Here is a 24,861-nt window from a genome sequence, read left to right on the forward strand (position 1 = left end):
CTGTGACGCCACTCTCGCCTGTGTCGGGGTCGGTTCGTGACGCTCAGTGCCGATCTGTTGTTGCATGCCTATGCCAGCGGCGTCTTTCCCATGGCCGAAAGCCGCGATGACCCGGAGGTGTTCTGGGTCGATCCCAAACGCCGCGGCATCCTGCCGCTTGACGGGTTTCACATTTCCCGCTCGCTCGCCCGATCCCTGCGCCGCGATGACTATTCCATTGAAATAAACAGGGATTTCTCCGCCGTCGTGGAGGGATGCGCGGCGCGTGACGAGACCTGGATCAACGAAGAGATCTTTGATCGCTATCATGAACTGCATGAAATGGGCTTTGCCCACTCGCTCGAAGTCTGGGGCGAAACGGGGCTGATCGGCGGCGTCTATGGCGTGTCCCTTGGCGGGGCCTTCTTCGGGGAAAGCATGTTTTCCCGCCGCCGCGACGCGTCAAAAATCGCCCTCGCCTATCTGATCGATCGCCTCGACCGCGCGGGCTACCTTCTCTGCGATACCCAGTTCATCACACCGCATCTGGCCTCGCTCGGAGGACAGGAAATTTCTCGCGCGTGCTATCGCAGATTGCTAGCCGAGGCGCTTCAGAAAGAGGCCTCATTCCTGGCCCCCGCCATCCCGTCGCCTCAGGCGCTCTTGCAGCGCAGAACCCAAACATCGTAGCGCCGGTGATCCAGCGCGTTCAGCGCCGGACTCGATGCGATCATCCAACCCTCGAAAAACACCTGACCATCCATCGGATCACGTACCGTGAGATAGGCAAAGGCATCGCCCGTCGGATTCTCGGCCGGGTATCTGCATTCCTGCAGGGTCACGAGCAGACCAAAAATCTCGGCCGATCCGCCTGTCGGCAAGTCCACGTCGATGCTCTTGCCGTTGACCTTATCCAATCCCCGCAGGCTGACGGTATTGCCGGTCTCGGCCTCCAGTCGTTCCACGGTTTCGCGGATCTCGGGCACAAGCGGTTGCGCGGGCGCCGGAGTCAGCTCTTCGATAACGATGGATTGGGCCAGGGCAGAGGATGCGCACATCGCCGACAGGATCAGGGCCGATGCCGCCCGCCGCAGCCGCATCAGGAGCCGTCGTCGCCGCTGCCTGCGACGAACTTCACCAGAAGCGAAATCAGGCTCACCGCCCCTTGCGTATCGGTGATCTCGTCCCCGGCCTCAAGATTGAAGGGCGACCCGCCCGGCATCACCTCGACGAAATTCCCGCCCAGCAGGCCTTCGGAGGCGATCACGATCGCGCTGTCATCGGGGATCATGATCCCCTCGTCCACGGTGAAGGTCGTATCCGCGCGGAAGGTTTCCGCATTCAGCGCAACATTGGTCACGGTGCCGATCTTGACCCCCGCCAGACGCACATCGGTGCCGACGCTCACTCCCTCCAGAGAGCGAAAGGAGGCGGTCAGCGGATAGCTGTCGCCGCCGCGCGCCAGACCGGCCGCCTGCGCCGCAAAAATCGCAAAGCCCGCTGCCACGGCGAGCACAACGCCGCCGGTCAGAACTTCGGTGGTGGAATGGGTCATCTCATCCTGCCTTTTGGCCAGATCAAAGAGTGCGCCTCCCTCTGCGGGAAGAGCAGCCAGACTAGGTTATTCGGGGCTCCAGGCCTCGTAATCGCTGCGGTCCTTGGGCTCACCACCCGCGCGGATAGACCCCGCAGGCGCATAGGCCAGCATGGTTCCGGTCAGGTTTTCCTGATGCGGCTTTTCCCAGACCTTGTGCGGCAGCGGCTTTTCGCTCGGCACCTCGTTGAAGGTCCGGTGCAGCCAGCCATGCCAATCCGCACCCACCCGAGACGCCTCCGCCTCGCCGTTGAAAATAACCCAGCGACGGCTGTCATCGGCCGTGTGGTAGAACACATTGCCCTGATCGTCTTCCCCGACTTTGACACCCTTGCGACGGGTGAAAAGCATGGTGCCCAATGTGGCGCCGTTCCACCATGTCACGGCCTGCAATAGCGTATTCAGGATTCCCATGGGTCCCTCCGAAAGTATCGTCTCCGATATGGCGTATTCTGCGCCCGAGGTCCAGTGGTTCGCGCGCCCCCGACCGAAGACACCGGCGGGAAATGGCACTTTTAACGCAAACGCTTAGGCCGAAGTCTGTTTTCCAGAGGCCTCGCTGCGCTGTTCACAGAGCCGCAGCCGGTTGCCAAACGGATCGGTGACGGTGATCTGCAGCCCCCATGGCATCGCATCCAGCCCGGGTTTCAGATTGTGATATCGCTTTTCGCCCAGCTCCTGATGCAGGGTCATCGCGCCGGACACCGGGACAAAACAGGTGGAGCCCGGCGTTGCATCCCCGTGATGCTCACTCAGATGCAGCAGACAGCCGGACCGGGAAATCTGCATATAAAGCGGCATATCGTCTTCGTAGCGATACTCCCAATCCACGCGAAAGCCGAGGTAGTCGAGATAAAATTCCCGCGCCTTGGCGTCATCAAAGATGCGGATCACCGGAATGGCCGGAGAAATCTCTACCTCGGGGCCTGTGGGTTCGGGATGGTGCTCAGTCATTCACATGTCCTCTGCCGGGCTGGCCAAAGCCGTGACTTCGATCTCGATCCGATACTTGGGATCAATCAGATTGCATTCGATCATGGTGGCGGCAGGTGGGTTCGCCCCGAAGGTTTCGGCAAGGATCGGCCAGCAGGGTTCGAACTCTGACGCATCGGGCAGATAGTAGGTCACCCGCACGACGTCTGCGAAACTGACACCTGCTTTTTCCAACGCGGCGCCAATGACTTGAAGCGCGCTCTTGCATTGCGAAACCACATCGCTGCCCTGCCCGACGGTGCCTGCAACATGGACAAAGCCACCGGCAACTACGGCGCGACAATAGCCGATTTTTGCCTCGAACTCGCCGCCGGACGAAATCCGTTTGATCGTCATGTCTACTGTCTCCTTTTGTGTTTGAAGGATATGCTATGCGCGCAGTGCGGGCGACAACATTGCGTTTTGTTCAACCCTGCTATGCATGCGTGTTTCCCCCCAGGGTTTCGTCGAAAAAGCCCAGTATTGCCGACCAGGACCGCGCCGTGGCCTTGGCGCTGTAGTGCATACCTCCGGACACGTTCTTCGCATTGGGGTTGGTAAAGGCGTGACCGGTGTGGCCAAAGCTCAGCACCTGCCAATCCGCACAATGGTCGGTCAGCTCCTGCGCCAACTGTTGCAGCGCGGTGGGCGGCGCCAGTGGATCGTCCCATCCGTGCAGAACCAGAACAGCGGGCTGCATCTCTTGGGTGGCGAAATTCGGCGCGTCATAGACACCATGGACCGAAACGCAGGCCCGCAGCGCAGCACCACTGCGCGCCAGATCCAGCACTGCCTTGCCACCGAGACAGTACCCCATTGCGCCAATCCGAGAGGCATCGACATGGCTCAGCCCCCCGATCGCGTCCCGCGCTGCGGCCATCCGGCGGACCAGGACCCGCCGGTCCGCCGTGACCCCGGCCATCAGCGCGCGCGCCTCCTCGGGTGTCTCGACCCGGGTGCCATTGCCGTAGTAATCCACCGCCAGCGCAACATAACCCAGCTCTGCCAGGTCATCGGCCACCGCCCTCTCGAACCCGCTGATGCCGCCAAAGGCCGGGGCGATCAAAACCCCCGGCTTGGGTTCCGGGTCTTCCTCATTCCAGGCCAGATACCCGATGAATGTGTCGACCCCGTCGCTATAGGAAAACACCTCATTTTTCATAAAATTGCCCTTATTTCAATGCAATGGAGCGCGGACCTCCACTGAATACAGGCCAAGATCAGCCCCCTATCCGCCCTCTGTCACACCCTTGTCCGACCTCTGCCACACCAGAATCAGGCGCCCGCTATATGAAAAAGGCCGGTATCGCGCGGACACCGGCCTTTCTGCAATCTGACGTCAGGCCGTCCGCAGGGTCATCCTGCGCTGGCAGATTCCTTTCCTTCGGCATGGATCATCAAAGGCTGGGCGTTGGTATTCACCGCCTCCTCATTGACCACGACCTTGGTCACGCTTTCCATTCCCGGAAGCTCGAACATGGTGTCGAGCAGGATATCTTCGAGGATCGACCGCAGGCCACGGGCGCCCGTCTTGCGCTCGATCGCCTTCTTGGCGATTGCCGACAGGGCCTCCTCGGTAAAGTCCAGCTCGGTTTCTTCCAGTTCAAACAGGCGCTGATACTGTTTGATCAGCGCATTTTTCGGTTTGGTCAGGATGGTGATCAGCGCATCCTCGTCCAGATCTTCAAGCGTCGCCAGAACCGGCAGACGTCCGACGAACTCCGGGATCAGGCCGAATTTCAGCAGATCTTCGGGTTCGAGATCCTTGAACGTTTCCCCGACTCCCGCTTCGCTTTCGTCCCGCACATCGGCGCCAAAGCCCATGGCAGAGCCCTTGCCGCGCTGCTTGATGATCTTGTCCAGGCCGGCAAAGGCACCGCCGCAAATGAACAGGATGTTGGTGGTATCCACCTGCAGGAATTCCTGCTGCGGATGCTTGCGCCCCCCCTGTGGCGGCACCGAGGCAACGGTGCCTTCCATCAGCTTCAGCAAGGCTTGCTGCACGCCCTCGCCGGATACGTCGCGGGTGATCGACGGGTTTTCCGACTTGCGGGTAATCTTGTCGACCTCGTCGATGTAGACAATGCCGCGCTGCGCCTTTTCCACATTGTATTCAGAGGATTGCAGCAACTTCAGAATGATGTTTTCGACGTCCTCGCCGACATAGCCCGCCTCGGTCAGCGTGGTGGCATCGGCCATGGTGAAGGGCACGTCGAGAATCCGCGCCAGCGTCTGCGCCAGCAGCGTCTTGCCGCAGCCGGTGGGGCCGATCAGCAGGATGTTCGACTTGGCCAGTTCGATATCGCCGCCCGACTTCTGCGAGTGATTGAGACGTTTGTAGTGGTTGTGAACCGCCACCGACAACACCCGCTTGGCGGTCGCCTGACCGATCACATAGTCGTCCAGAACCTGGCAAATATCCTTGGGCGTCGGCACGCCATCGGTTGCCTTCATCCCCGAGGCCTTGGTCTCCTCGCGGATGATGTCCATGCACAGCTCGACGCATTCATCGCAGATGAACACGGTGGGGCCCGCGATCAGCTTGCGCACTTCATGCTGGCTCTTGCCGCAGAAGCTACAGTAAAGCGTGTTCTTGCTGTCGCCGCTCGTGTTCGTTGCCATGGTCTACCTTTCATCCGCCTCGGAGCCAGCGCAGGTCAGTTCGCCCCGATTTCCGGCCAGCTTAGGACAGCTCCCAACCGGCCACAATGTCAAATTGTGCTCCCAGCCCCCCGCAGAGGTGAAGGGAGCACAAAGCCCGTGCGATCGCGCGGGATCAGCTCTCGTCGTCGTCGCCCTTGGCGCGGTTTTCCACGATCTCGTCGATCAGGCCAAATTCCTTGGCCTGCTCCGGTGACATGAAGTTATCCCGCTCCAGCGCCCGTTCAATGGTCTCATAGTCCTGACCGGTGTGTTTTACGTAAATCTCGTTCAGGCGACGCTTCAGTTTCAGCGTCTCTTCGGCGTGGATCATGATGTCCGTCGCCTGGCCCTGATATCCGCCGGAGGGCTGGTGCACCATGACCCGGGAATTGGGCAGGCTGAAGCGCATGCCTTTCTCGCCCGCCGTCAGCAACAAGGACCCCATCGAGGCCGCCTGGCCGATCACCAGCGTCGACACTTTGGGTTTGATGTACTGCATGGTGTCGTAGATCGACAGGCCCGAGGTCACTACGCCACCGGGCGAGTTGATATACATCGAGATTTCCTTGGACGGGTTTTCCGCCTCAAGGTGAAGCAGCTGCGCCACGATCAGCGACGACATGCCGTCATGAACCTGCCCGTTCAGGAAGATGATACGCTCCTTCAGCAGGCGCGAGAAAATATCATACGCCCGTTCGCCGCGGCTGGTCTGTTCAACGACCATCGGCACGAGAGTGTTCATGTAGGTTTCTGTTGGATCAATCATTGGACCTGCCTGTCTTGGGATCTCGACGGGTACCATACCCGAAAGAGGATTACCCGAGTCTTAGTGCTGCGAAAAATGAGCTGCAAGAGGTCGCCCCGCATTTTAGCGCCAGTTCCGCCCGTCTGATGCGCCGCTGCCCGTTGCGGCTTGCGGCGTACCGAACGGCCGTGGTGTCGCAATTCACCAGATCGGCGTCGTAAAATCCCGGCAAAATCCGCTGCCGGAGCGCTAGCTGATACAGCAATGCCCTATCCCTATCCTGTGCGGGCCAGACCCTGCCAACATGGATTTGCCCATGTCAGATGACAGTTTTGTTCAAAAAGGCGCGGCCGCGAACCTGACGGTCGCCCATGCCGGCGCGCCGCAGGATTTCTATTTTCTGCTGCTGCCCAAGGCCACCATGCTGCCGGTCGCCGCCGCGATAGAGCCGTTGCGGATTGCAAATCAGGTCACAAACACAAAGCTTTACCGCTGGTTCATCATGACCGAGACCGGAGCGCCGGTGCGCTGTTCCAACGGCATGGTGGTGACGCCGGACATGGCGCTGGCGCCGCTGCCTTCGGAGGCTGTGGGCTTTGTCTGCGCCGGGGTCGAGCCGCAGGACGCCGCCAGCGAGACCACGCTGAACTGGCTGCGCCGCCAGCATCGGTTTGGCCGCCAGATCGGCGGCATCTGCACCGGCGCCTTTGCGCTTGCGCAGGCCGGGATCATCAGGGACCAGCCCTTCACGCTGCATTGGGAAAATCAACCGGGTTTTACGGAACGTTTCGAACATCTGAAGCCCTCACCGAATATTTACGAGGTCACGGCCGGCCTGATGACCTGTGGCGGCGGCAGCGCGGCCACCGATATGATGCTGACCCTGATCGAGCAGCGCCATGGCAAGCAACTGGCGATCATCGTGGCCGACATGTGCCTGCACGTGCGCTCCACCAGCGGCGCGGCACCGCAGAAATCCACCTACGCCGTCGCCATCGGCAGCCGCAACCAGCGCCTGCTGAGCGCCCTTCAACTGATGCAGGACGCCATCGAAGAGCCGCTCTCCATCGCTGCGCTCTGTGATCGGCTGGACATTTCCCGCCGCCAGCTGGAACGGCTGTTCTCCCGCTATCTCGATCAGAGCCCGATGCATGTCTATTCCGACATGCGGCTCAGCCACGCCTTTGCGCTGATGAACGAAACCTCGATGTCGGTGACCGAGATCGCGCTCGCCTCCGGCTTCAACAGCGCCACCCATTTCTCACGTCAATTCAAACGGAAATTCGGCGCCAGCCCGCATTTCTTCCGCAAGGGCTGGGCCTGATCCACCGCAGGACCCTGCCCGCCATCGGCCCGCAGCCGCGAACGGTCCGGCACCGGGACAGGCCGTGAAACGCACTGAAATGTGACGAGTATTTCAGCCACAATGCGGCTACACCCCTGTGCAGGAGCGGAGGACCCAAATGTTTCAGACCCGACTGCGCGGCTTTCACTTGTGCCATTCCCGATCGCGCCGCCAGCGTGGCAGCCGGTGCCGCGCCCTCACGCTCGCGATGCTCCTGCTGGCCCCGCCCGCCTTCATAGCCACGCCCGGCGTCATAGTCCCGCCTGCCTTCGCCGCGAATCTCCAACCGCGCGAGGGGTGGTCGATCCAGACCAGTGACAAGGGCTACGCGGCTCTGCTGCGGGACCTGAAATCCGCGGTCAAGACCGCCGGCATGGGGCTCGTCACCGAAGCAGGCCCCACCGGCGCCGCCGCCGCGCGCGGCATCATCCTTCCCGGCAACCGGGTTCTGGGGGTCTTTCGCAATGACTTTGCGGTCGCCATCCTTGCGCTCTCCACCGCCGCCATGATCGAGGCCCCGGTTCGTATTTATGTCACCGAAGCTGCGGATGGCCGCGCCACCCTGTCCTACAAGACACCGACGCATGTCTTCGCCCCATATATGGCCGAAGCAGGCCCGGATCTGGCAACCCTTGCCGCTGAACTTGATACAATTTTTGCAGAAATTGCCGGGGCCGCGCTGCGCTAGGCGCAGCCTCCCGGCGCCACAGAAACGGACAGACCGATGACAGAAACTCTCCGCGCCGCCGATGTTCTGGCCCGCCGCCTGTATGACGCGGGCTGCCGCCACGCCTTTGGCATGCCCGGTGGCGAAGTGCTCACGCTGATTGATGCGCTGAGGAAGGCGGGCATTGCCTTTCATCTCGCCAAACATGAAAACTGCGCGGGTTTCATCGGCGAGGGGGTCCACCATGCCGACGGCGCCCCGGTTCTTCTCGTGGCGACTCTGGGCCCCGGGGCGCTGAATGGGGTGAATGTGGTGGCCAACGCGTTTCAGGACCGGGTGCCGATGCTGGTGCTGACCGGCTGCGTCGATGCGGATGAGGCCCAGACCTACACGCATCAGGTGCTCGACCAGCAGGCCGTCTTCGCGCCCATCACCAAAGCCAGCTTCCGCCTCGATGCCGCAGCAGCCGGGGTTATCGCCGACAAGGCGGTCACCCTCGCCACCGCGCCCCGCCAGGGACCGGTCCATATCGACGTGCCGATCACGGTCGCCACCTCCCCCGCCAGAGAGCGCGACCTGCGTCAGGCGCCTGCGGGCGATACAGTGCCAGCGGATGCAGCATTGGCGCAGGCGCATCACTGGCTGACGGATGCCGACCGGCCAGTGGCCATCGTCGGACTGGACGCGCTCTGCCCGGGTGGCCCCGACGCAACCCGGGCCTTTCTCGAGACCCATCAGATCCCCTTCATCACCACCTACAAGGCAAAAGGCATCCTCGCGGAAGACCACCCCCTTTGCCTCGGTGGTGCGGGCCTGTCGCCGCGGGCCGACGGCCATCTGCGGCCCCTGATCGACGCGGCCGACCTGATCCTCTGCATTGGCTATGACCCGATCGAGATGCGCACGGGCTGGCGCGATCTCTGGGACTGCCGGGCGACCCGGGTGATCGATATCTCGCCCGAGCCCAACACCCACTACATGCATCAGGCCTCGCTGACGCTGCTGAGCAGCCTGCCAGCGACACTGACGGCCCTCACGGCACTGACGGCGCGGTCCGCTCCCGGGGCGTCACGGCCGCTCTGGACCGGTGGCGAGGTCACCACCGCCCGCGCCGCGCTGGACGCGGCCTTCCCGCTGACCGATGATTGGGGTCCGGCGGGCGTCATTGCCGAATGTATGGAAAGCTTGCCGCCGGATGCCCTCCTGACCGCCGACAGCGGCGCCCACCGCATTCTGCTCAGCCAGATGTGGAGCTGCAGCGAACCGCGTCAGCTGGTTCAGTCCTCCGGCCTGTGCACCATGGGCTGCGCCCTGCCCCTGGCCATCGGCCGCAAGCTGGCCGAGCCGGATCGCACCGTTGTCAGCTTCTCCGGCGATGCCGGTTTTCTGATGGTCGCAGGCGAGCTGGCCACGGCCGCCGAACTGGGCATTGCGCCGGTCTTTGTGGTCTTTGTGGACGCCTCGCTGGCGTTGATCGACCTCAAGCAGCGCCAGCGCCAGTTGCCGGGCACCGGCGTGGATTTCGGCCACCATGACTATGCCGCCATGGGACGCGCCTTCGGAGGCCACGGCCACAGCGTGCGCACACGGTCCCAATTGCGCGCCGCCCTGACCGAGGCCATGGCCGCGGATCGCTTCACCGTTATTGCTGCTGAAATCAACCGCGAGGGCTATGATGGCCGTATCTGACCTGCCTCCCCACGGCCTGTCCCATGGCGCGCTGCGCGGCGTCAAGGTGCTCGACCTCACCCGGATCCTTGCCGGGCCCACCACCACACAGTTGCTGGGGGATCTCGGGGCCGATGTGATCAAGGTGGAAAACCCCGGCACCGGCGGCGACGATACCCGGCAATGGGGGACGAGCGTTGCCCGGGACGCGGATCTCACCCCCTATTTCATGGCCGCCAACCGCAACAAACGATCTCTGGCGCTGGATATATCCCAACCGGACGGGCAGCAGGTGATCCGCCGCCTCGCCGCGCAGGCCGATGTGCTGATGGAGAACTTCAAACCCGGCGGGCTGGCCCGCTACGGGCTCGACTACCACAGCCTCCGCGACGCCTGCCCGCGCCTCGTCTATGCGTCGATCTCGGGCTATGGCCACACCGGGCCGAACCGGGAGAAACCAGGCTACGACCTGATGGCCCAGGGCTATGGCGGCATGATGTCCCTGACCGGCGCCCCCGATGGTGCCCCGATGAAGGCCGGGGTCGGCATCGCCGATGTGATGTGCGGCATGTACGCCGCCGTCGGCATCCTGTCTGCCCTGCGTCACCGCGACCTCACCGGCGAGGGCCAACAGGTCGAGGTCGCCCTGGTGGATTCCCAGATCGCCTGGCTGATCAACGAAGGCGTCGGCTACCTCAATACCGGCCAACTGCCGGTGCGGCGCGGCAATGAGCACCCCTCGATCATGCCCTATGGCAACTATCAAACCTCCGATGGCCACGTGATCCTCGCCGTCGGCAACGACAGTCAGTTCCGCCGCTTCATGCGGTTTCTCGCGCTCGAAGGGCTGGCGGACGATCCGCGATTTGCGACCAATCCGGCCCGCCTCGACAACCGTCAGGCGCTGACCGACATCCTGATCCCGGCCCTGCGGCGGCACAGCACCCAGACCGTGATCACCGCGATGGAGGCCGCAAAAGTGCCGGTCGGCCCGGTTCAGACGCTGGATCAGGTCTTTGCCAGCGATCAGGTCGGCGCGCGGGATCTTGTGGTCACGATGGAGTCCAACGGAACCCCTTTGCGCCTCCTCGGCAATCCTCTGAAATTCTCGCGGACCCCGGTCACCTACCGCAGACCGCCCCCGACCTGCGGCGCCCACAGTGACGAGATTCTCGCCACCGACCACCCCTTCGCCGAGGACTGAAACATTTGCGCAATTGCGGCGCCCCCTACCGGCGCCGCAATGTTACAAACCCCGCCACAAGCCCCCCCGCCTGCTGCCCAAATCAGCAGGTGCGACTGGGTTTGTGCGTCTTTTTGCCCACCAGGCCGCCGCAAGCCGCCGCTTTCCCGCCGACCGCCACACGCGCCTTCACCAAAGCGCGAGCAGGGGGCGCGCGGTGAAACCAGCTCCGCTAGCATCTTTCGCAAGACCTGTATTTTCAGCAGATTGCGAAAGTGAAACGCCCATGGCCCAAGATATCTTCGGACAGGACTGCAGCCTGTCGGACGCCCGCGTACTCAACGAGTGGAACGCCGTGCAGATCGGAGTGCTGGCCCATGCGGCGCGCACCGCCGATCACCTCGGCGCAGTGCTGGCGGCGGCCCCGGACTTCGCGCTGGGACAGGCCATCAAGGGGCTCTCTGTGCTGATGCTGGGCCGGTCGGAACTGCGCCCGGTGGCACAGGACGCCCTGCGCGACGCCCGCGCGGCCTTTGACACCGCCCTGCCCCGCGAACGCAAATATGTGGAGGCCCTGGCCGCCTGGCTGGACGGCGCCCCGTCGCGCACGGTGGCCCTGATGGAAGAGGTCCTCACCGACTGGCCCTGTGACACGCTGGCGATGAAGCTCAGCCATGGCACCCGCTTCATTCTGGGCGACGCCCGCGGCATGCGCGCCTCGGTCGAGCGCGTCCTGCCCGCCTATTCTGCCGACCACCCCGGCCATGGCTACCTGTTGGGATGTCACGCCTTTGCGCTGGAGGAGACCGGCGAATACGACCGGGCGGAAATCACCGGCCGCCAGGCGCTCTGGACGGCGCCGGACGATGCCTGGGGGCTGCATGCGGTGGCCCATGTCCACGACATGACCGGCAATGCCCGGGCCGGTCTGGACTGGCTGGAGGGGCGCGAAGAGGCCTGGGCCCATTGCAACAATTTCCGCTACCACGTCTGGTGGCACAAGGCGCTGATGCATCTCGACCTTGGCGAGGCCGACGCCGTGCTGCGGCTCTATGATACCGAGGTCCGCAAGGACAAGACCGATGACTACCGCGATATCTCCAATGCGACATCACTGCTGATGCGGCTTGAGCTGGAGGGGATCACGGTGGGCGACCGCTGGGAGGAGCTGGCGAACCTCTGCGCCGGGCGGACCGAGGACGGCAGCCTGATTTTTGCCGATCTTCACTACCTTCTGGGCCTCGTTGGCGGCGATCGCCGGACCGCCACACAGCGTCTTGTTCAGCGGATTCGCGCCGATGGCGCCAACCCCACCACAGAAGCTGCGCAAAGAATGGCCGATCCGGGCTGCGCCGCAGCATTGGGGCTTGAGGCCTTTGGCGAAGGGGATTACCGAACAGCATTCGGTTACCTCGCTAAGTCGCGGGATTCTTTACAACTTGCAGGCGGCAGCCATGCCCAGCGCGATGTCTTCGAACGGATGACAATCGACGCGGGTCTGCGGGCAGGAAACTGGTCGCAGGTGGAGGCCATTCTGGAGGACCGGCGACGCAAACGCGGTGGGACCGAAGACAACTACGCGCAGGCCCGGCGCGCCCTGATTGCATCCGCCAGAAATCCCCGGACCGACAGCCGGAACAATGGCGATGCCCAGAGCGTTCCGGCTGAGTGATCTTTTGGAGAATTGAAGCAGATGGCAGACATCGCGCCCTTTCCGGCGCCTGAACAGGGCAGTGCGTCTCGGGCTGCCGCCAATGCCCTGACCGCGCCGACGGACGCGGAGACAACGCCCGCGCGCCTGCGCGATCCGCGGCTTGATTTCTATCGCGGCATTGCGATGTTCATCATCCTCGTGGCCCATATCCCCGGCAACCGCTGGACCGGCTGGATCCCCGCCCGGTTTGGATTTTCCGATGCGACAGAGATATTTGTCTTCTGTTCCGGCATGGCCTCCGCCATCGCCTTTGGCGGATCTTTCGCGCGCCATGGCTGGTGGATGGGAACGGCCCGCGTGGTCTATCGCTGCTGGCAGGTCTACTGGGCGCATATCGGGCTGTTTTTCTTTCTCGCCATGTCGATGGCGGCGCTCGACCTGACTGTCGGCGGGAGCGGCGGCGGCAGTCAGGAGAGCTATATCGGTTCGCTCAACCTTCACCCCTTCTTTGCCAACACCGTACAGCAGATGGTCGGGATCTTCACGCTGACCTATGTGCCCAATTATTTCGACATTCTGCCGATGTATCTGGTGGTGCTGGCGCTGATGCCCGCCGTCATGGGGCTGCAGCGCGCAGGCAGCTGGGCGGTGGGATGTTTCTGCGTCTCGCTGTGGCTGCTGGCCAACCCCTATATGCTGGCGCTCGGCCCCGATGGGCTGTCCCTCCCGGCAGAGCCCTGGTCAGACCGCGAATGGTTCTTCAATCCCTTCGGCTGGCAACTGCTGTTCTTCACCGGATTTGCCTTCATGTCCGGCTGGTTGCCAAAACCCCCCGTCCACTGGGCGCTGGCGGCGCTGGCGGCGGGCTTTCTGATCCTGTCAGCCCCCTTCGGCTCGTGGAAAGTCTTCGGCTGGCTGAACACCGCAGCGCCCGACCTCGGCAGCGCCATCCGCCCGGTCTGGACCGTCACCGCAGAATGGCGCGAAAAGACCGATTTCGGCCTGTTGCGCTACGCCCATTTCCTGTCGCTGGCCTATCTTGCCTGGATCGTTGCCGGTCAGAACGGTCAGAACCTCGTGGCCCGGGGGCGCTCTCTCGCGGCCCGCAGCTGGTCGCATCTGCTCGCCATTGTCACCAAGGTCGGCCAGCAAAGCCTCGCGATCTTTGTCGTGTCGATGGCGCTGGCGCGGTTCCTCGGGGCGGCGCTCGACCAGACCGAGCGCGGCATTGCCGTGACCGCCGCCGTCAATCTCGCAGGTTTCGCCCTGATCATCCTCTGTGCCTATGGCGCAGCCTGGTTCAAATCCCAACCCTGGAGACGCAAACGATGAGCACATTCAGCCGTCGTGCCTTTCTCGCCTCTGCCTCGGCACTGACCCTTGTCGCCGTCGCACCCGCCGCCCGATCCAACGGCGCTGTGCCGTTTTCCCGCGCCGAGGTCATCGCCCGCGCCCGCGCCCTTGCCGGTCGCCCCTTCAGCCCGCGCAGCAAAGTGCCCGCCGACTGGCTGTCGATGACCTACGACCAATACCGCTCCATCCAGTTCGACGTCGGCAAGGCGCTCTGGTCGGGAACCGATCGCAGCTACAACGTGGATTTCTTCCTGCCCGGCCTCTATTTCGAACGTCCCGTCCAGCTGCACACCGTCACAGGGGGCATGGCCGCCAGCGTCCCCTTTGACATCGACCGATTCACCAGACACCCCGAGATCTCGCCCGAGCTGTCAACCGAGGGCGCGCTCGGCTATTCCGGGTTCCGCCTGCGCACCGATCTGGACGATCCCGATCACCCGGGCAAAAAGACTGAATTCTGCGTCTTTCAGGGCGCCAGCTATTTCCGCGCCATCGCCAAGGGCAACGCCTATGGGCTCTCGGCCCGCGGATTAGCCCTGAAAACCGGCGAGCCGGAGGGCGAGGAATTTCCCGACTTCGTCAGCTTCTGGCTTGAGGCCCCCGGACCGCTGCAGGAGAACATGGTGGTCCATGCGCTGATGGATAGCCCCTCCGTCACCGGCGCCTACCGGTTTGACATCACACCCGGAAACCCCTGTGTGATGGATGTGGAGGCAACCCTCTTTGCGCGGGAGGAGCTGACCCATGCAGGCCTTGCGCCGCTGACCTCGATGTTTCTGTTCGATGGCACCAACCACCAGCGCTTTGACGACTTCCGCCCGGCCGTCCACGACAGCGACGGGCTGCTGCTGAAGAACGGCAACGGCGAGGTCATCTGGCGCCCGCTCGCCAACCCGACCCGGCTGCAGGTGTCGAGCTTTGTGGATGAAAACCCCACCGGATTTGGCCTGATCCAGCGGGCCCGCAAACTGTCCGACTTTGCCGATCTTGAGGCCCATTACCATCGCCGTCCCTCGCTCTGGGTGGAACCCAGGGGCGATTGGGGGGCCGGTGCCGTGACCTTGGTGGAGATCCCCGCCGACAAGGAGATCTACGACAATATCGTCGCCTACTGGCGCCCCGCCACCCCCTATGAGACAGGCGCCCAGATCGATCTCGCCTATCGCCTGTCCTGGGGCGAAGAACCAGTTCTGGATCTGCCGCGGGTGATCAACACGGCCTCGGGGGCAAAGATCTTTGGTGATCCCGGCCGCCTGATGGTGATCGACTACGAGGCGCATCCCCTGTTCGAGGCGGAGCCGGATGCCTTTGAAATCCACGTGTCCTCGCCGCATCTCGATCCCAGCGCGGGCATTCTGGAACGCAACCCCGAAACCGGTGGCATGCGACTGGCGTTTTCCTTTGATCCGGGCAGCCGCACCCATGTGGAACTGCGTGCGCAGTTGCGCCACAACGGCAAAGCGGCGTCCGAGGTCTGGCTTTATCGGTGGACTGTTTAAATGACTGTGTCTTCTCACCCTCCGCTTGTTCCCCCGGAAACGCCGCTGGCGATGCCGGAACAGGATTTCGACCGGGCATTCCGCGACAGCGCGGCCCCGCAGGACAGCCTCTCCCACCCGGATGTGGCACTCTGGCGCATCCTTGCCTTCTCGCCCGCGATGGCGGCCACCCTGGTGCTGGGCTGGGTGATGCAGGGCTGGTTTGCCGCCGATGGCACCACCGCGCTGGAATGGGTGCTGCTGGTGCTGATCGCGTTCAATTTCTTCTGGATCACCTTCACCGTCTCGACCGTTCTGCTGGGGCTCTACAGCCTGTCGCGCACGCGTCCGAAAACCGCCAGAACCCCGCGACGCCCGATGCGGGTTGCGCTTTTGGTGCCGGTCTACAACGAGGACCCCTCCTATGTGCTCGGCAATGCCCGCTCCATGCTGGAGGAGTTGCATGCGATCGGCGGTCTGCACCACTATGAGATGTTCATCCTCTCCGACACCCGCTCCCCGGAGACCGCAGCTCAGGAAGAGCAGAGCGTCCGCGCCCTGCAGGCCGAGCTGCCGCCGGGGCTGGCGCTCTATTATCGGCGGCGCGCGAAGAATACCGCCCGCAAGGTCGGCAATATCCACGACTGGGTGACCCGCTGGGGCGGCGCCTATGAGGCCATGCTGGTGCTGGATGCCGACAGTCTGATGACCGGGCGCGCCATTGTCCGCCTGACCGATGCGCTGTCCCGCGATCCCGGCGCCGGGCTGATCCAGAGCTTCCCGCAACTGATCGGCGCCCGCTCCGTGTTCGGCCGCATGCAGCAGTTCGCCAACGGTGTCTATGGGCTGGCGCTGGCCGAAGGGCTGGCACGCTGGACCGGCCATGAGGGCAACTACTGGGGCCACAATGCCATCATCCGCACCCGCGCCTTCGCGGCCTGCGCGGGCCTGCCGGAACTGCCGACGCTGACGGGCGGAACATCGATCATCATGAGTCATGACTTTGTCGAGGCCGGCCTGTTGCGCCGGGCCGGCTGGCGGGTCCGCTTCCTGCCCCGCATTCGCGGCTCCTACGAGGAAACCCCCGCCACCCTGATCGATCATATCCAGCGCGACCGCCGCTGGTGCCAGGGCAACCTGCAGCATCTGCGCCTCCTCGGCACCACCGGATTTCACTCCATGTCCCGCTTCCATCTGGCACATGGGGCAATCGGCTATCTGATGGCGCCCGTGTGGTTCGCCCTCCTGGTGATCTGGGCGCTGATCGGCCGGGACGATGGCGGTTCGGTGCTGACGTATTTCTCCGAAACCAACCCCACCCGCCCCTCCTGGCCGGACATGAGCGAGCCGCGCCACGTGGCGGTGATCATCCTGATCTACGCAATGCTTCTGCTGCCAAAGCTGCTGTCGGTGGTGGCGCTGCCGCTGACCGGGCGGCGGATGGCCGATTACGGCGGCCTCGGGCGGTTCCTGCTGTCCATGCTGACCGAGATCCTGCTGGCGATCCTCTATGCGCCGATCCTGATGGTGCAGCAGATGATCGCGGTCCTGCGCACCGTGTTCGGCCTGCAGAAAGGCTGGGCGCCGCAGGCGCGCGACGGCGGCCACTACAGCCTGCGGACCCTGCTGCACTGCCACGCGCTGGAAACCCTCAGCGGCCTGGCCTTGTGGATCGGGATCGGCTCCGGTCTGGTCTCGCTCTGGCTTGTGCCCATTGCCGTGTCTCTGGTGCTGGCTGTCCCGCTTTCGGCGCTCTCCAGCCTGCGTCTGCCGCCCGGCTGGATGGGCACGGCAGAGGTCCTGAGAGAGCCGCGCATCAACCGTGCGGCGCGCCACTATCGCAGCCTGCTGCGTCAGAACCTCCTCGTCCGGGACAGACCCGTGCAGCCCGCCGAATAGCGCAGCCCCGCCGGCCTCCTCCCGCAGGCCCCCAAGGGGGAAACGGCTGCGGGCGGGGCGAGAGAGTGGGGCTCGACAAAGGCCCCGCAGGAGTACAGATACGAGTACAGGCAGGATTTCAGGCGGGCGGCGCGCCCGATCAATCCGCCGCGTCGCCTCCGCGGTGCGGATCCTCCAGCCAGTCGAGCACCCGGTCGGCCCATCCCGGCGGCACCATATGTCCGCCGGGAAACAGCTCAAACGTCAGCGCGCCGCCGGAGCCACCCTCCTCCCGGCCTTCACTTTCCGCGCCTCCCTCGCCAGTCTCGCCCCCCGCGCCAGTCTCGCTGCCCTCACCTGACCCGCAGGACCAGCTCCGCAACAACAGCTGCTCCTCTTGATGTCGCCAGATTGCATCCGGGGTATGGTTGTCACAGCCCAATGTCTCGCGCCACAGCTGGAGCCCGGCCCAAATGTCACCCTGGATAAACCGCCTGCCCCCCGTTACGCCCCCCAGAACGCGCCCCTCCAGCGGCACCGTCCGATCCAGCCAGCCGTGGCTGTGGTAGATCCGGACCGGCCCGGCACAGGTAGCGGGCTGCGGCCGCCAGAAGCCGCCGGACACCGGCAGATAGGCCGCAAAGGCATCCGGCTCCCGACAGGCCAGATAGTTCACCATGAAAGCGCCGGAGGAAAAACCCGCAAGAACAGAGGCTTCGACGTCGATATCAAAGCGTCTCCCGGCGTCGTCCAGGACCTGCGGCAAGAAAGTGAAATCATCCCGAGTGCCGAGTTCCGGCAAAAAGGACCAGCTGCGCGGACCATTTGGCCGAGGCGCACCATCCGGTGCAATCACCGCATATCCGCGCGCGGTCAGCGTCTCGACCATTGCGCTCATGCGCAGAACCCCTGCCCCGGATCCCCCATGCCCATGAAGGAACATCACGGCCGGAATGGCGCCCGTCTGCTCCGGCGGCAGGACGATCTCATAGGTGCCGCCGGGCAATCTACAGGCGCCCGGCTCCGCGCCGCATCCGGCCAGGCCCGCTCCCGCCGTCAGGCTCAGCGCCGCCGCGACGCCCCAGATCACCCTCACCATGCTGTCCCCGGCCCTCCGGACCTCAGCCACCCCGGTCCCGCCGCCGGATCTGCGCCCAAGCAGCAGCGCCCGACGGGGCGGCTGGATATCCGGAGACCCCGTGCCATCCGGTTCCGGAGCTCTCCCTTTGCTGCCGCCGCGCGGCAAGCGGCCCTGTTCAGGGGAGGGCTACATCTGGGGTGTTCCTGTGTCATGGCCGGTCCCGTTTTGACGTCCGAATGGTTTGCTTTTGCCCCGATGTAGCATGTTTGCCCGGGGCCGTCACAGCGCCGTCACAGGGCCAGACCAGCGGCCGCGATCACCATCGCGTCATTGGCCCACTGCGCCCCACAGTTCGCCTCACTGCGCCCCACAGTTCCCCACAGCGGCCGAAGCCGCCTCCGCAAAGAGGTCGAAAACATGCGGCCAGGTGTCACATTTTGTCGGTTCCGGACCGAAATACCCAAGATTCTGTCCGGAATGGCTGGAACAGCGCTGGAAAATTCCTTAGTCAGCTCACAACTTGCAGCTTAATGTCTGCTTAATATCTGCCAAAAGATCCAACTGCCCGACCAGGAGAGTATGACGTGTCCCTTTTCTTGATTGCGGCCCTGCCCTTTCTCGGCGCGCTGTTTCCCGCGCTTCTCATTCGTGCCGGACGCAATGCCTCGGCCTCTTCTGCGGCGCTTGCCTCCGGGCTTGCCTTTGTCGGGCTGATGCTCCACGCCCCCGCCATCCTGAGGGGCGAGACCGTGCAGGTGGGCATCGACTGGCTGCCGGTGCTCGGACTGCATGCGAATTTCTTTCTCGACGGGCTTGGGTTCCTCTTTGCAACCATGATCCTCGGGATCGGTCTGTTGATCATCCTCTATGCCCGGTTCTACCTGTCGCGACAGGATCCGATGGGGCAGTTCTACACCTATCTGCTGCTGTTTCAGGGCGCCATGGTCGGCATCGTTCTGTCGGACAACATATTGCTTTTGCTGGTATTCTGGGAGCTGACCTCGCTGTCGTCCTTCCTGCTGATCGGCTATTGGAAGCACCTCCCCGAAGGCCGTCAGGGCGCCCGTATGGCGCTGACCGTCACCGGCATGGGCGGGCTGGCGATGATCGGCGGCATGCTGATCCTGGGCAATATCGCAGGTTCCTACGACATCAGCGTGATCCTGCAGCACAAAGACGCCATCCAGTCCTCTGATCTCTACCTGCCGGCGCTGATCCTGATCCTGATCGGTGCCTTCACGAAATCGGCGCAGTTTCCCTTCCACTTCTGGCTGCCCCATGCGATGGCGGCTCCGACGCCGGTCTCGGCCTATCTGCACTCTGCCACCATGGTGAAGGCGGGCCTGTTCCTGATGGCGCGGCTCTGGCCGGTGCTGGCAGGCACGCCCGAGTGGTTCTACATTGTCACCACCACCGGCCTGATCACCATGGTGATCGGCGCGGTGATCGCGCTGTTCAAGGATGACCTGAAGGCGCTGCTGGCGTTTTCCACCGTGTCTCACCTCGGTCTGATCACCATGTTGCTGGGCTTTGGCACCAAGGCGGCGGCGATCGGCGCTGTTTTCCACATCATCAACCACGCCACGTTCAAGGCGGCGCTCTTCATGACCGCAGGCATCGTCGACCACGAGGCCCACACCCGCGACATCAAACGTCTGGGCGGGCTGCGCCACCTGATGCCGGTGACCTTTGTCATTGCCACCGTGGCGGCCCTGTCGATGGCGGGCATCCCGCCGCTGAACGGCTTCCTGTCAAAGGAGATGATGCTGGAAGAGGCGAGCCATACCTACTGGCTGCAGAACCCCTATGTGGTGCCTGCGCTGGCCTGTTTCGCCGCCGCGTTTTCCGCCGCCTATTCGTTTCGCTATATCGCGCATGTGTTTCTCGGCCCGAAACGCGACGACTACCCGGCAAAGCCGCATGATCCCGGCTTTGGCATGTGGGCCTCGCCCGCGCTGCTGGTCACGCTTGTGGTGCTGATCGGGCTGTTTTCGGCGAAAATGGTCGGCCCGCTCGTCGATGCCGCCGCCGGAGCCGTCACCCAGAGCCACCCCCATGCGCATCTGAAGCTTTGGCACGGGGTCACCCCCGCGCTCTATATGTCCGGTATCGCGGTGGGGGGCGGTGTCCTGCTGCTGGCGCTGCACGCCGGGCTGGAGCGGATCTGGACCGCGCTGCCACGACCAGAGGCCAAGGTGATCTTTGACCGCCTCACCGGGGCGCTGACCGAACGGTCCGCGGCGATCACCGCGCGGCTCCACGACGGTTCGCTGACCCGTTATGCGCTGATCATGGTGACCTTCACGCTGGTGATCAGCCTCTTTGCCTATGGCACCGGAACAATCGGAGCCCCGACCCGCGACCTGCAGGACGTCGGCCTGCTGCCGCTGGTCGGCTGGATCTGCCTGATCGTGGCCACCGCCTGCATCGTGCTGTTCCACCGCCAGCGCTTCATTGCGCTGATCCTGATCGGCATCATTGGCCTGATCGTGTCTCTGGCCTTCAACTTCCTCTCTGCGCCCGACCTGGCGCTGACCCAGATCTCGGTCGAGGTGGTCACAATCATCCTGATGCTGCTGGCGCTGAACTTCCTGCCCAAGCAGACCCCCGCCGAAAGCCCGGTTCCGGCGCGGATGCGCGACGGGGCGATCTCCATCCTCTGCGGCCTTGGGGTTGGCGGGCTGATCTATGCGCTGATGCTGCGGGATTTTGCCGTGCCCTCCATCTCGGAGTTCCACCTGGCCAATGCCTACAAGGGCGGCGGCGGCACCAATGTGGTCAACGTTATTCTGGTTGATTTCCGCGGCTTTGACACCTTTGGCGAAATCATCGTCCTTGGCATTGCGGCGCTGGTGATCTTTGCCCTCACCGAAGCGGTCCTGTCGACCCGTGTCCGCGCCTATCTGCTGAACCGCGAGCCCGACATGCCGCAGGCCGGTGACAGCCACCCGGGCCTGATGGTGGTGGTCACCCGGATGATGATGCCCGTCGCGCTGATGGTTGCGGCCTATATCTTCTTCCGCGGCCACAACCTGCCCGGCGGCGGTTTCATCGCCGGGCTGATCGCGGCCATTGCCGTCATCATGCAGTATATGGCCTCCGGCTTTGGCTGGGCGACCGAGCGCCAGCGCATCCCCTACCACGGGATCATCGGCTCCGGCGTGCTCATTGCCGCCGCCACCGGCCTCGGGGCCTGGTTCAGTGGCCAGCCCTTCCTGACCTCGGCCTTCGGCTACGTCCATCTCCCGCCGCTGGAGGAATTCGAACTGGCCACCGCGGCCCTGTTTGACCTCGGCGTCTTTCTCGCCGTGGTCGGCGCGGTGATGCTTGCGCTCGAAAGCCTCAGCCGCTTTGCCTGGCAACCGGGCATTCCGACCGAACACGCCATGGACATCAACCCCGCCCGCGACACCGCGGCGCAAGACCCCAAAGAGGCCTGAGCATGGAATTACTAGTTGCCTCAGCCGTCGGCCTGCTGACCGCAGCCGGGATCTACCTGATCCTGCGCCGCCGCACCTTCCCGGTGATCCTCGGCACCTCGCTGCTGTCCTATGCGGTAAACGTGTTCCTGTTCGCCACCGGGCGGCTGATCACCAATGCGCCGCCGATCCTGAACAAATACGCCGATGTCCCCTATACCGATCCGCTGCCGCAGGCCCTGGTGCTGACGGCGATCGTGATCTCTTTTGGCATGACCGCCGTGGTGGTGATGGTCGCCCTCGGCGCCTACCTCAGCGCCAAAAGCGACAGGATCAATATGGATGAAACGGCCAGCGCCGACGGAGAGGACGCATGAACCACCTTTTGATTGCGCCGATCGTGCTGCCTGCTCTGGTGGCGCCCTTCATCATCATGACGCTGCGCTACCACATTGATCTGCAGCGCATATTCTCTGTTGCCAGCACGGTTCTTCTGGTGGCCATCGCGCTGGTGCTGGCGGTTCAGGCCGCCGATGGCACCGTCCAGATCTACGAGCTGGGCGACTGGCAGGCCCCCTTTGGCATCGTCCTGGTGCTGGACCGGCTGTCGGCGATGATGGTGCTGTTGACCACGCTGCTGGCGCTGGCCGTGAACCTCTATGCGGTGGGCAGCAAATGGGACGAGCGCGGACATAACTTTCACGCCCTCTACCAGTTCCAGCTGATGGGCATCCTCGGCGCCTTCCTGACCGGCGACGCCTTCAACCTCTTTGTCTTCTTCGAGGTGCTGCTGATCGCCTCCTACGGTCTGATGATCCATGGGGGTGGCACCCGGCGATTTCAGGCCGGGGTGCAATATGTGGTCTACAACCTCCTCGGCTCCACCCTGTTTCTGTTTGCGCTCGGCACCATCTATGCGGTGACCGGCACCCTCAATATGGCGGATCTTGCGGTTCAGGTGGCGGCGCTGCCGGCCGAGGACAGCGCCCTGATCCGGGTCGGCGCGGTGATGCTGCTGCTGGTCTTCGCGATCAAGGCCTCCTTGCTGCCGCTACACTTCTGGCTGCCTGCCTCCTATGCCCATGCGCCTGCCCCGGTGGCAGCGCTGTTCGCGATCATGACCAAGGTCGGCGCCTATGCGATCCTGCGGATGTACACGCTGGTCTTCGGCCCCGATGTCGCCGTGGTCGAGGGGCTGGTCGGGGACTGGCTGCTGCCTGCGGCCCTGCTCACCGTCGCCGTCGGCGCCATCGGCGTGCTGGGATCGAAAGAGATCGGTCGGCTGATGTCCTTTGGCGCGATCACCTCTGTCGGCACCTTGCTGACCGCCATTGCGCTCTTCACCCCCGAGGCAGCGGCTGCGGCGCTCTACTACTCCGTGCATTCCACCTTGGCGGCGGCGGCGCTGTTCCTGATTGCGGACATGGTGCGCGAACGCCAGGGCGGCGCCATCGCGGCCCATCCGGTCATGGCCCAGAGCGGGTTGATCTCGGTGCTGTTCTTTGTCGCCGCCATCGCCACCGCAGGCATGCCGCCGCTCTCCGGTTTTCTCGGCAAGCTGCTGATCCTCGACGCCGCCCGCGACGATCCGCATGCGGTCTGGGTCTGGGGCGTGATCCTCGTCAGCTCGCTGATCACCATCATGGGCTTTGCCCGCGCAGGCACGCTGATCTTCTGGAAGAGCCATGGCCTCGACACCTCGGACACCCTCGCAGAGCCGGAGATCGAAGTCACCGGCGCGGATCAGGACGCGGCCCCTGTGCCCGCCCGCCCGGCGGCATTGCCCTTTGTCGCGACCTTCGCGCTCCTTGCCGGGCTGGTGGCGCTCACGGTCTTTGCCGGTCCGATGACCCGCTACACCGCCGCCACGGCGCAGGACCTCTTCGCCCCAGGGGCCTATATCGACACGGTTCTGGCCAATAGGGATCGCCCCGTCACGGAATCGGATCATGAGTCTGCGGGCTATGGGACTGCGGCTCACGGGGACGGCTCCGGCCACGGCGCCGACGACGCCACCACCACAGAGGAGAGCCACTGATGAAGCTTCTGAACCGCTTCCTGCCGCACCCGCTGCTGACGCTGATGCTGACGGTGATCTGGCTCCTGCTGGTGAACCGCTTTTCGCTCAATTCGCTGGTGTTCGGATTTTTCCTCGGCCTGCTGATCCCGGTGATCACCCAGCCCTACTGGCCGAACAGGCCAAAGCTGAAAAAACCGCTGAAGCTGATCTCCTATACTCTGCTGGTGTTCTGGGACATCATTGTCGCCAATGTCACCGTCGCGCGGATCGTGCTGTTCATGCCCAACAGCAAACGCCGGCCCGCCTGGGTGGAAATCCCGCTTGATATCCGCACCCCCGAAGCCATTGCCATGCTGGGCGGCACCATCACCATGACGCCGGGCACCCTCACGGCGGATATCTCGGCGCAGGGGCGCTCGCTGCTGGTCCATTGCCTGCACGCGCCCGACACCGATGAGATACGCGACGAGATCAAGACCCGCTACGAGGCCCGCCTGAAGGAGATCTTCGGATGATCGACTATGCCTATGCTTTTGCCTTTTCCTGTTTCGCCGCCGCGCTGCTGATGAACCTGTGGAAGATCCTGATGGCCCACGAGATCACCGACCGGATCCTGGCGCTGGACACGATGTTCATCAACGCCATTGCCATGGTGGTGCTGTTCGGGGTGCTGCTGGGATCCGAAATCTTTTTTGAAGCGGCGCTGATCATGGCGATGCTCGGCTTCATCTCCACCGTGGCCTACGCGCGCTTCCTGCTGCGCGGCAACATCATCGAATGAGGAGACGGACATGATCATCGATATCCTCATCGCAGGGTTCGTCGCCGTCGGCGGTCTCTTTGGCTTTGTCGGCTCTTTCGGGCTTCTGAAGCTGAACGATCCGATGTCGCGGATGCATGCGCCGACCAAGGCCACGACGCTGGGGGTTGGCGGTGTTCTCATCGGCTCCATGCTGCATGCCTGGGCCTATGAGGGACATATCTCGGCGCATGAGCTGCTGATCACGCTGTTCCTGCTGGTCACCGCACCGGTCACGGCAAATTTCCTTGCCAAGGTGTTCATCAATCAGCAAACAAAACCCGACGATCTGCCCGGACCCAGCGCCTGCAGCCTCTGGGCCACCCACGACAAACCGGAACATCACCGGACCTCCGAGCAGCCGACCGACACCTGACGACCGC

Annotated in this window: 24 protein-coding genes; 15 read left to right on the plus strand and 9 right to left on the minus strand. The window is 63.8% G+C overall.

Annotated features, from left to right (window positions below; translation table 11 throughout):
* Window positions 1-36: 36 nt before the first annotated feature.
* Window positions 37-669, plus strand: coding sequence for a leucyl/phenylalanyl-tRNA--protein transferase (gene aat, locus FGE21_RS08115; RefSeq protein ID WP_139662801.1), 633 nt, complete (start codon window positions 37-39; stop codon window positions 667-669).
* Here the strand turns inward: aat and FGE21_RS08120 are convergent.
* From FGE21_RS08120 to FGE21_RS08155, 8 genes are all read right to left on the minus strand, one after another.
* Window positions 633-1,079: a DUF2155 domain-containing protein gene (locus tag FGE21_RS08120; RefSeq protein WP_255731444.1), complete on the minus strand. Its 447-nt coding sequence runs from the start codon at window positions 1,077-1,079 to the stop codon at window positions 633-635. The two genes, aat and FGE21_RS08120, sit on opposite strands and share 37 nt — an antisense overlap.
* Window positions 1,079-1,534, minus strand: a complete 456-nt coding sequence (gene mlaD, locus FGE21_RS08125; protein WP_139662802.1) for an outer membrane lipid asymmetry maintenance protein MlaD — start codon at window positions 1,532-1,534, stop codon at window positions 1,079-1,081. The genes FGE21_RS08120 and mlaD overlap by 1 nt, the downstream gene beginning before the upstream one ends.
* A 66-nt stretch (window positions 1,535-1,600) precedes the next feature.
* On the minus strand, window positions 1,601-1,987 hold the full coding sequence (locus FGE21_RS08130; RefSeq protein ID WP_139662803.1) for an NADH:ubiquinone oxidoreductase subunit NDUFA12: 387 nt from the start codon (window positions 1,985-1,987) through the stop codon (window positions 1,601-1,603).
* 114 nt (window positions 1,988-2,101) lie between these two features.
* The gene (locus tag FGE21_RS08135) at window positions 2,102-2,527 is read right to left on the minus strand and encodes a glyoxalase superfamily protein (protein WP_139662804.1); all 426 of its coding nucleotides are present in this window, start codon (window positions 2,525-2,527) and stop codon (window positions 2,102-2,104) included.
* Complete coding sequence (locus tag FGE21_RS08140; RefSeq protein WP_139662805.1) at window positions 2,528-2,902, minus strand: RidA family protein; 375 nt, start codon at window positions 2,900-2,902, stop codon at window positions 2,528-2,530. It lies immediately after the preceding gene.
* 79 nt (window positions 2,903-2,981) lie between these two features.
* Window positions 2,982-3,707, minus strand: a complete 726-nt coding sequence (locus tag FGE21_RS08145; RefSeq protein WP_139662806.1) for a dienelactone hydrolase family protein — start codon at window positions 3,705-3,707, stop codon at window positions 2,982-2,984.
* 194 nt (window positions 3,708-3,901) lie between these two features.
* Entirely contained in the window at window positions 3,902-5,167 is a 1,266-nt protein-coding gene (gene clpX / locus FGE21_RS08150) for an ATP-dependent Clp protease ATP-binding subunit ClpX (protein WP_139662807.1), read from the minus strand.
* Window positions 5,168-5,321: 154 nt separating this feature from the next.
* A complete protein-coding gene (locus FGE21_RS08155; RefSeq protein ID WP_139662808.1) occupies window positions 5,322-5,954 on the minus strand; it encodes an ATP-dependent Clp protease proteolytic subunit in 633 nt (210 codons plus the stop codon).
* 295 nt (window positions 5,955-6,249) lie between these two features.
* Here FGE21_RS08155 and FGE21_RS08160 point away from each other — a divergent pair, with 295 nt between their 5' ends.
* The 8 genes from FGE21_RS08160 (at window position 6,250) to mdoH (ending at window position 17,180) form a co-directional block, all read left to right on the plus strand.
* Window positions 6,250-7,257, plus strand: a complete 1,008-nt coding sequence (locus tag FGE21_RS08160) for a GlxA family transcriptional regulator (RefSeq protein ID WP_139662809.1) — start codon at window positions 6,250-6,252, stop codon at window positions 7,255-7,257.
* Between the two features lie 229 nt (window positions 7,258-7,486).
* Entirely contained in the window at window positions 7,487-7,966 is a 480-nt protein-coding gene (locus FGE21_RS08165) for a DUF302 domain-containing protein (protein ID WP_139662960.1), read from the plus strand.
* A gap of 36 nt (window positions 7,967-8,002) precedes the next feature.
* The gene (locus FGE21_RS08170; protein ID WP_139662810.1) at window positions 8,003-9,634 is read left to right on the plus strand and encodes a thiamine pyrophosphate-binding protein; all 1,632 of its coding nucleotides are present in this window, start codon (window positions 8,003-8,005) and stop codon (window positions 9,632-9,634) included.
* Window positions 9,621-10,817 (plus strand): CaiB/BaiF CoA-transferase family protein, encoded by a 1,197-nt coding sequence (locus FGE21_RS08175; RefSeq protein ID WP_139662961.1) that lies wholly within the window; start codon window positions 9,621-9,623, stop codon window positions 10,815-10,817. Before FGE21_RS08170 ends, FGE21_RS08175 begins: the two co-directional genes overlap by 14 nt.
* A 265-nt stretch (window positions 10,818-11,082) precedes the next feature.
* A complete protein-coding gene (locus tag FGE21_RS08180; RefSeq protein ID WP_139662811.1) occupies window positions 11,083-12,468 on the plus strand; it encodes a tetratricopeptide repeat protein in 1,386 nt (461 codons plus the stop codon).
* A 21-nt stretch (window positions 12,469-12,489) separates the two neighbouring features.
* Window positions 12,490-13,782 (plus strand): OpgC family protein, encoded by a 1,293-nt coding sequence (locus tag FGE21_RS08185; protein WP_139662812.1) that lies wholly within the window; start codon window positions 12,490-12,492, stop codon window positions 13,780-13,782.
* Window positions 13,779-15,302 (plus strand): glucan biosynthesis protein, encoded by a 1,524-nt coding sequence (locus FGE21_RS08190; RefSeq protein ID WP_139662813.1) that lies wholly within the window; start codon window positions 13,779-13,781, stop codon window positions 15,300-15,302. The genes FGE21_RS08185 and FGE21_RS08190 overlap by 4 nt, the downstream gene beginning before the upstream one ends.
* Window positions 15,303-17,180 (plus strand): glucans biosynthesis glucosyltransferase MdoH, encoded by a 1,878-nt coding sequence (mdoH, locus tag FGE21_RS08195; RefSeq protein WP_139662814.1) that lies wholly within the window; start codon window positions 15,303-15,305, stop codon window positions 17,178-17,180.
* A 139-nt stretch (window positions 17,181-17,319) separates the two neighbouring features.
* Here the strand turns inward: mdoH and FGE21_RS08200 are convergent, their stop codons facing one another.
* A complete protein-coding gene (locus FGE21_RS08200) occupies window positions 17,320-18,258 on the minus strand; it encodes a PHB depolymerase family esterase (protein WP_139662815.1) in 939 nt (312 codons plus the stop codon).
* A 566-nt stretch (window positions 18,259-18,824) separates the two neighbouring features.
* Between FGE21_RS08200 and FGE21_RS08205 the strand changes: the two genes are divergently transcribed.
* From FGE21_RS08205 to FGE21_RS08230, 6 genes are read left to right on the plus strand one after another with little or no spacing between them, the layout of a single operon-like run.
* On the plus strand, window positions 18,825-21,680 hold the full coding sequence (locus tag FGE21_RS08205; RefSeq protein WP_139662816.1) for a monovalent cation/H+ antiporter subunit A: 2,856 nt from the start codon (window positions 18,825-18,827) through the stop codon (window positions 21,678-21,680).
* 2 nt (window positions 21,681-21,682) lie between these two features.
* A complete protein-coding gene (locus tag FGE21_RS08210) occupies window positions 21,683-22,036 on the plus strand; it encodes a Na+/H+ antiporter subunit C (protein ID WP_139662817.1) in 354 nt (117 codons plus the stop codon).
* The gene (locus tag FGE21_RS08215) at window positions 22,033-23,697 is read left to right on the plus strand and encodes a monovalent cation/H+ antiporter subunit D (protein ID WP_139662818.1); all 1,665 of its coding nucleotides are present in this window, start codon (window positions 22,033-22,035) and stop codon (window positions 23,695-23,697) included. Before FGE21_RS08210 ends, FGE21_RS08215 begins: the two co-directional genes overlap by 4 nt.
* Window positions 23,697-24,194: a Na+/H+ antiporter subunit E gene (locus tag FGE21_RS08220; RefSeq protein WP_139662819.1), complete on the plus strand. Its 498-nt coding sequence runs from the start codon at window positions 23,697-23,699 to the stop codon at window positions 24,192-24,194. Before FGE21_RS08215 ends, FGE21_RS08220 begins: the two co-directional genes overlap by 1 nt.
* Window positions 24,191-24,460: a K+/H+ antiporter subunit F gene (locus tag FGE21_RS08225; RefSeq protein WP_139662820.1), complete on the plus strand. Its 270-nt coding sequence runs from the start codon at window positions 24,191-24,193 to the stop codon at window positions 24,458-24,460. Before FGE21_RS08220 ends, FGE21_RS08225 begins: the two co-directional genes overlap by 4 nt.
* A gap of 10 nt (window positions 24,461-24,470) precedes the next feature.
* Window positions 24,471-24,854 (plus strand): Na+/H+ antiporter subunit G, encoded by a 384-nt coding sequence (locus tag FGE21_RS08230; RefSeq protein WP_139662821.1) that lies wholly within the window; start codon window positions 24,471-24,473, stop codon window positions 24,852-24,854.
* The last annotated feature ends 7 nt before the right edge of the window (window positions 24,855-24,861 follow it).

The organism is Phaeobacter sp. B1627 (assembly GCF_006265095.1).
Classification (GTDB): Bacteria; Pseudomonadota; Alphaproteobacteria; order Rhodobacterales; family Rhodobacteraceae; genus Epibacterium.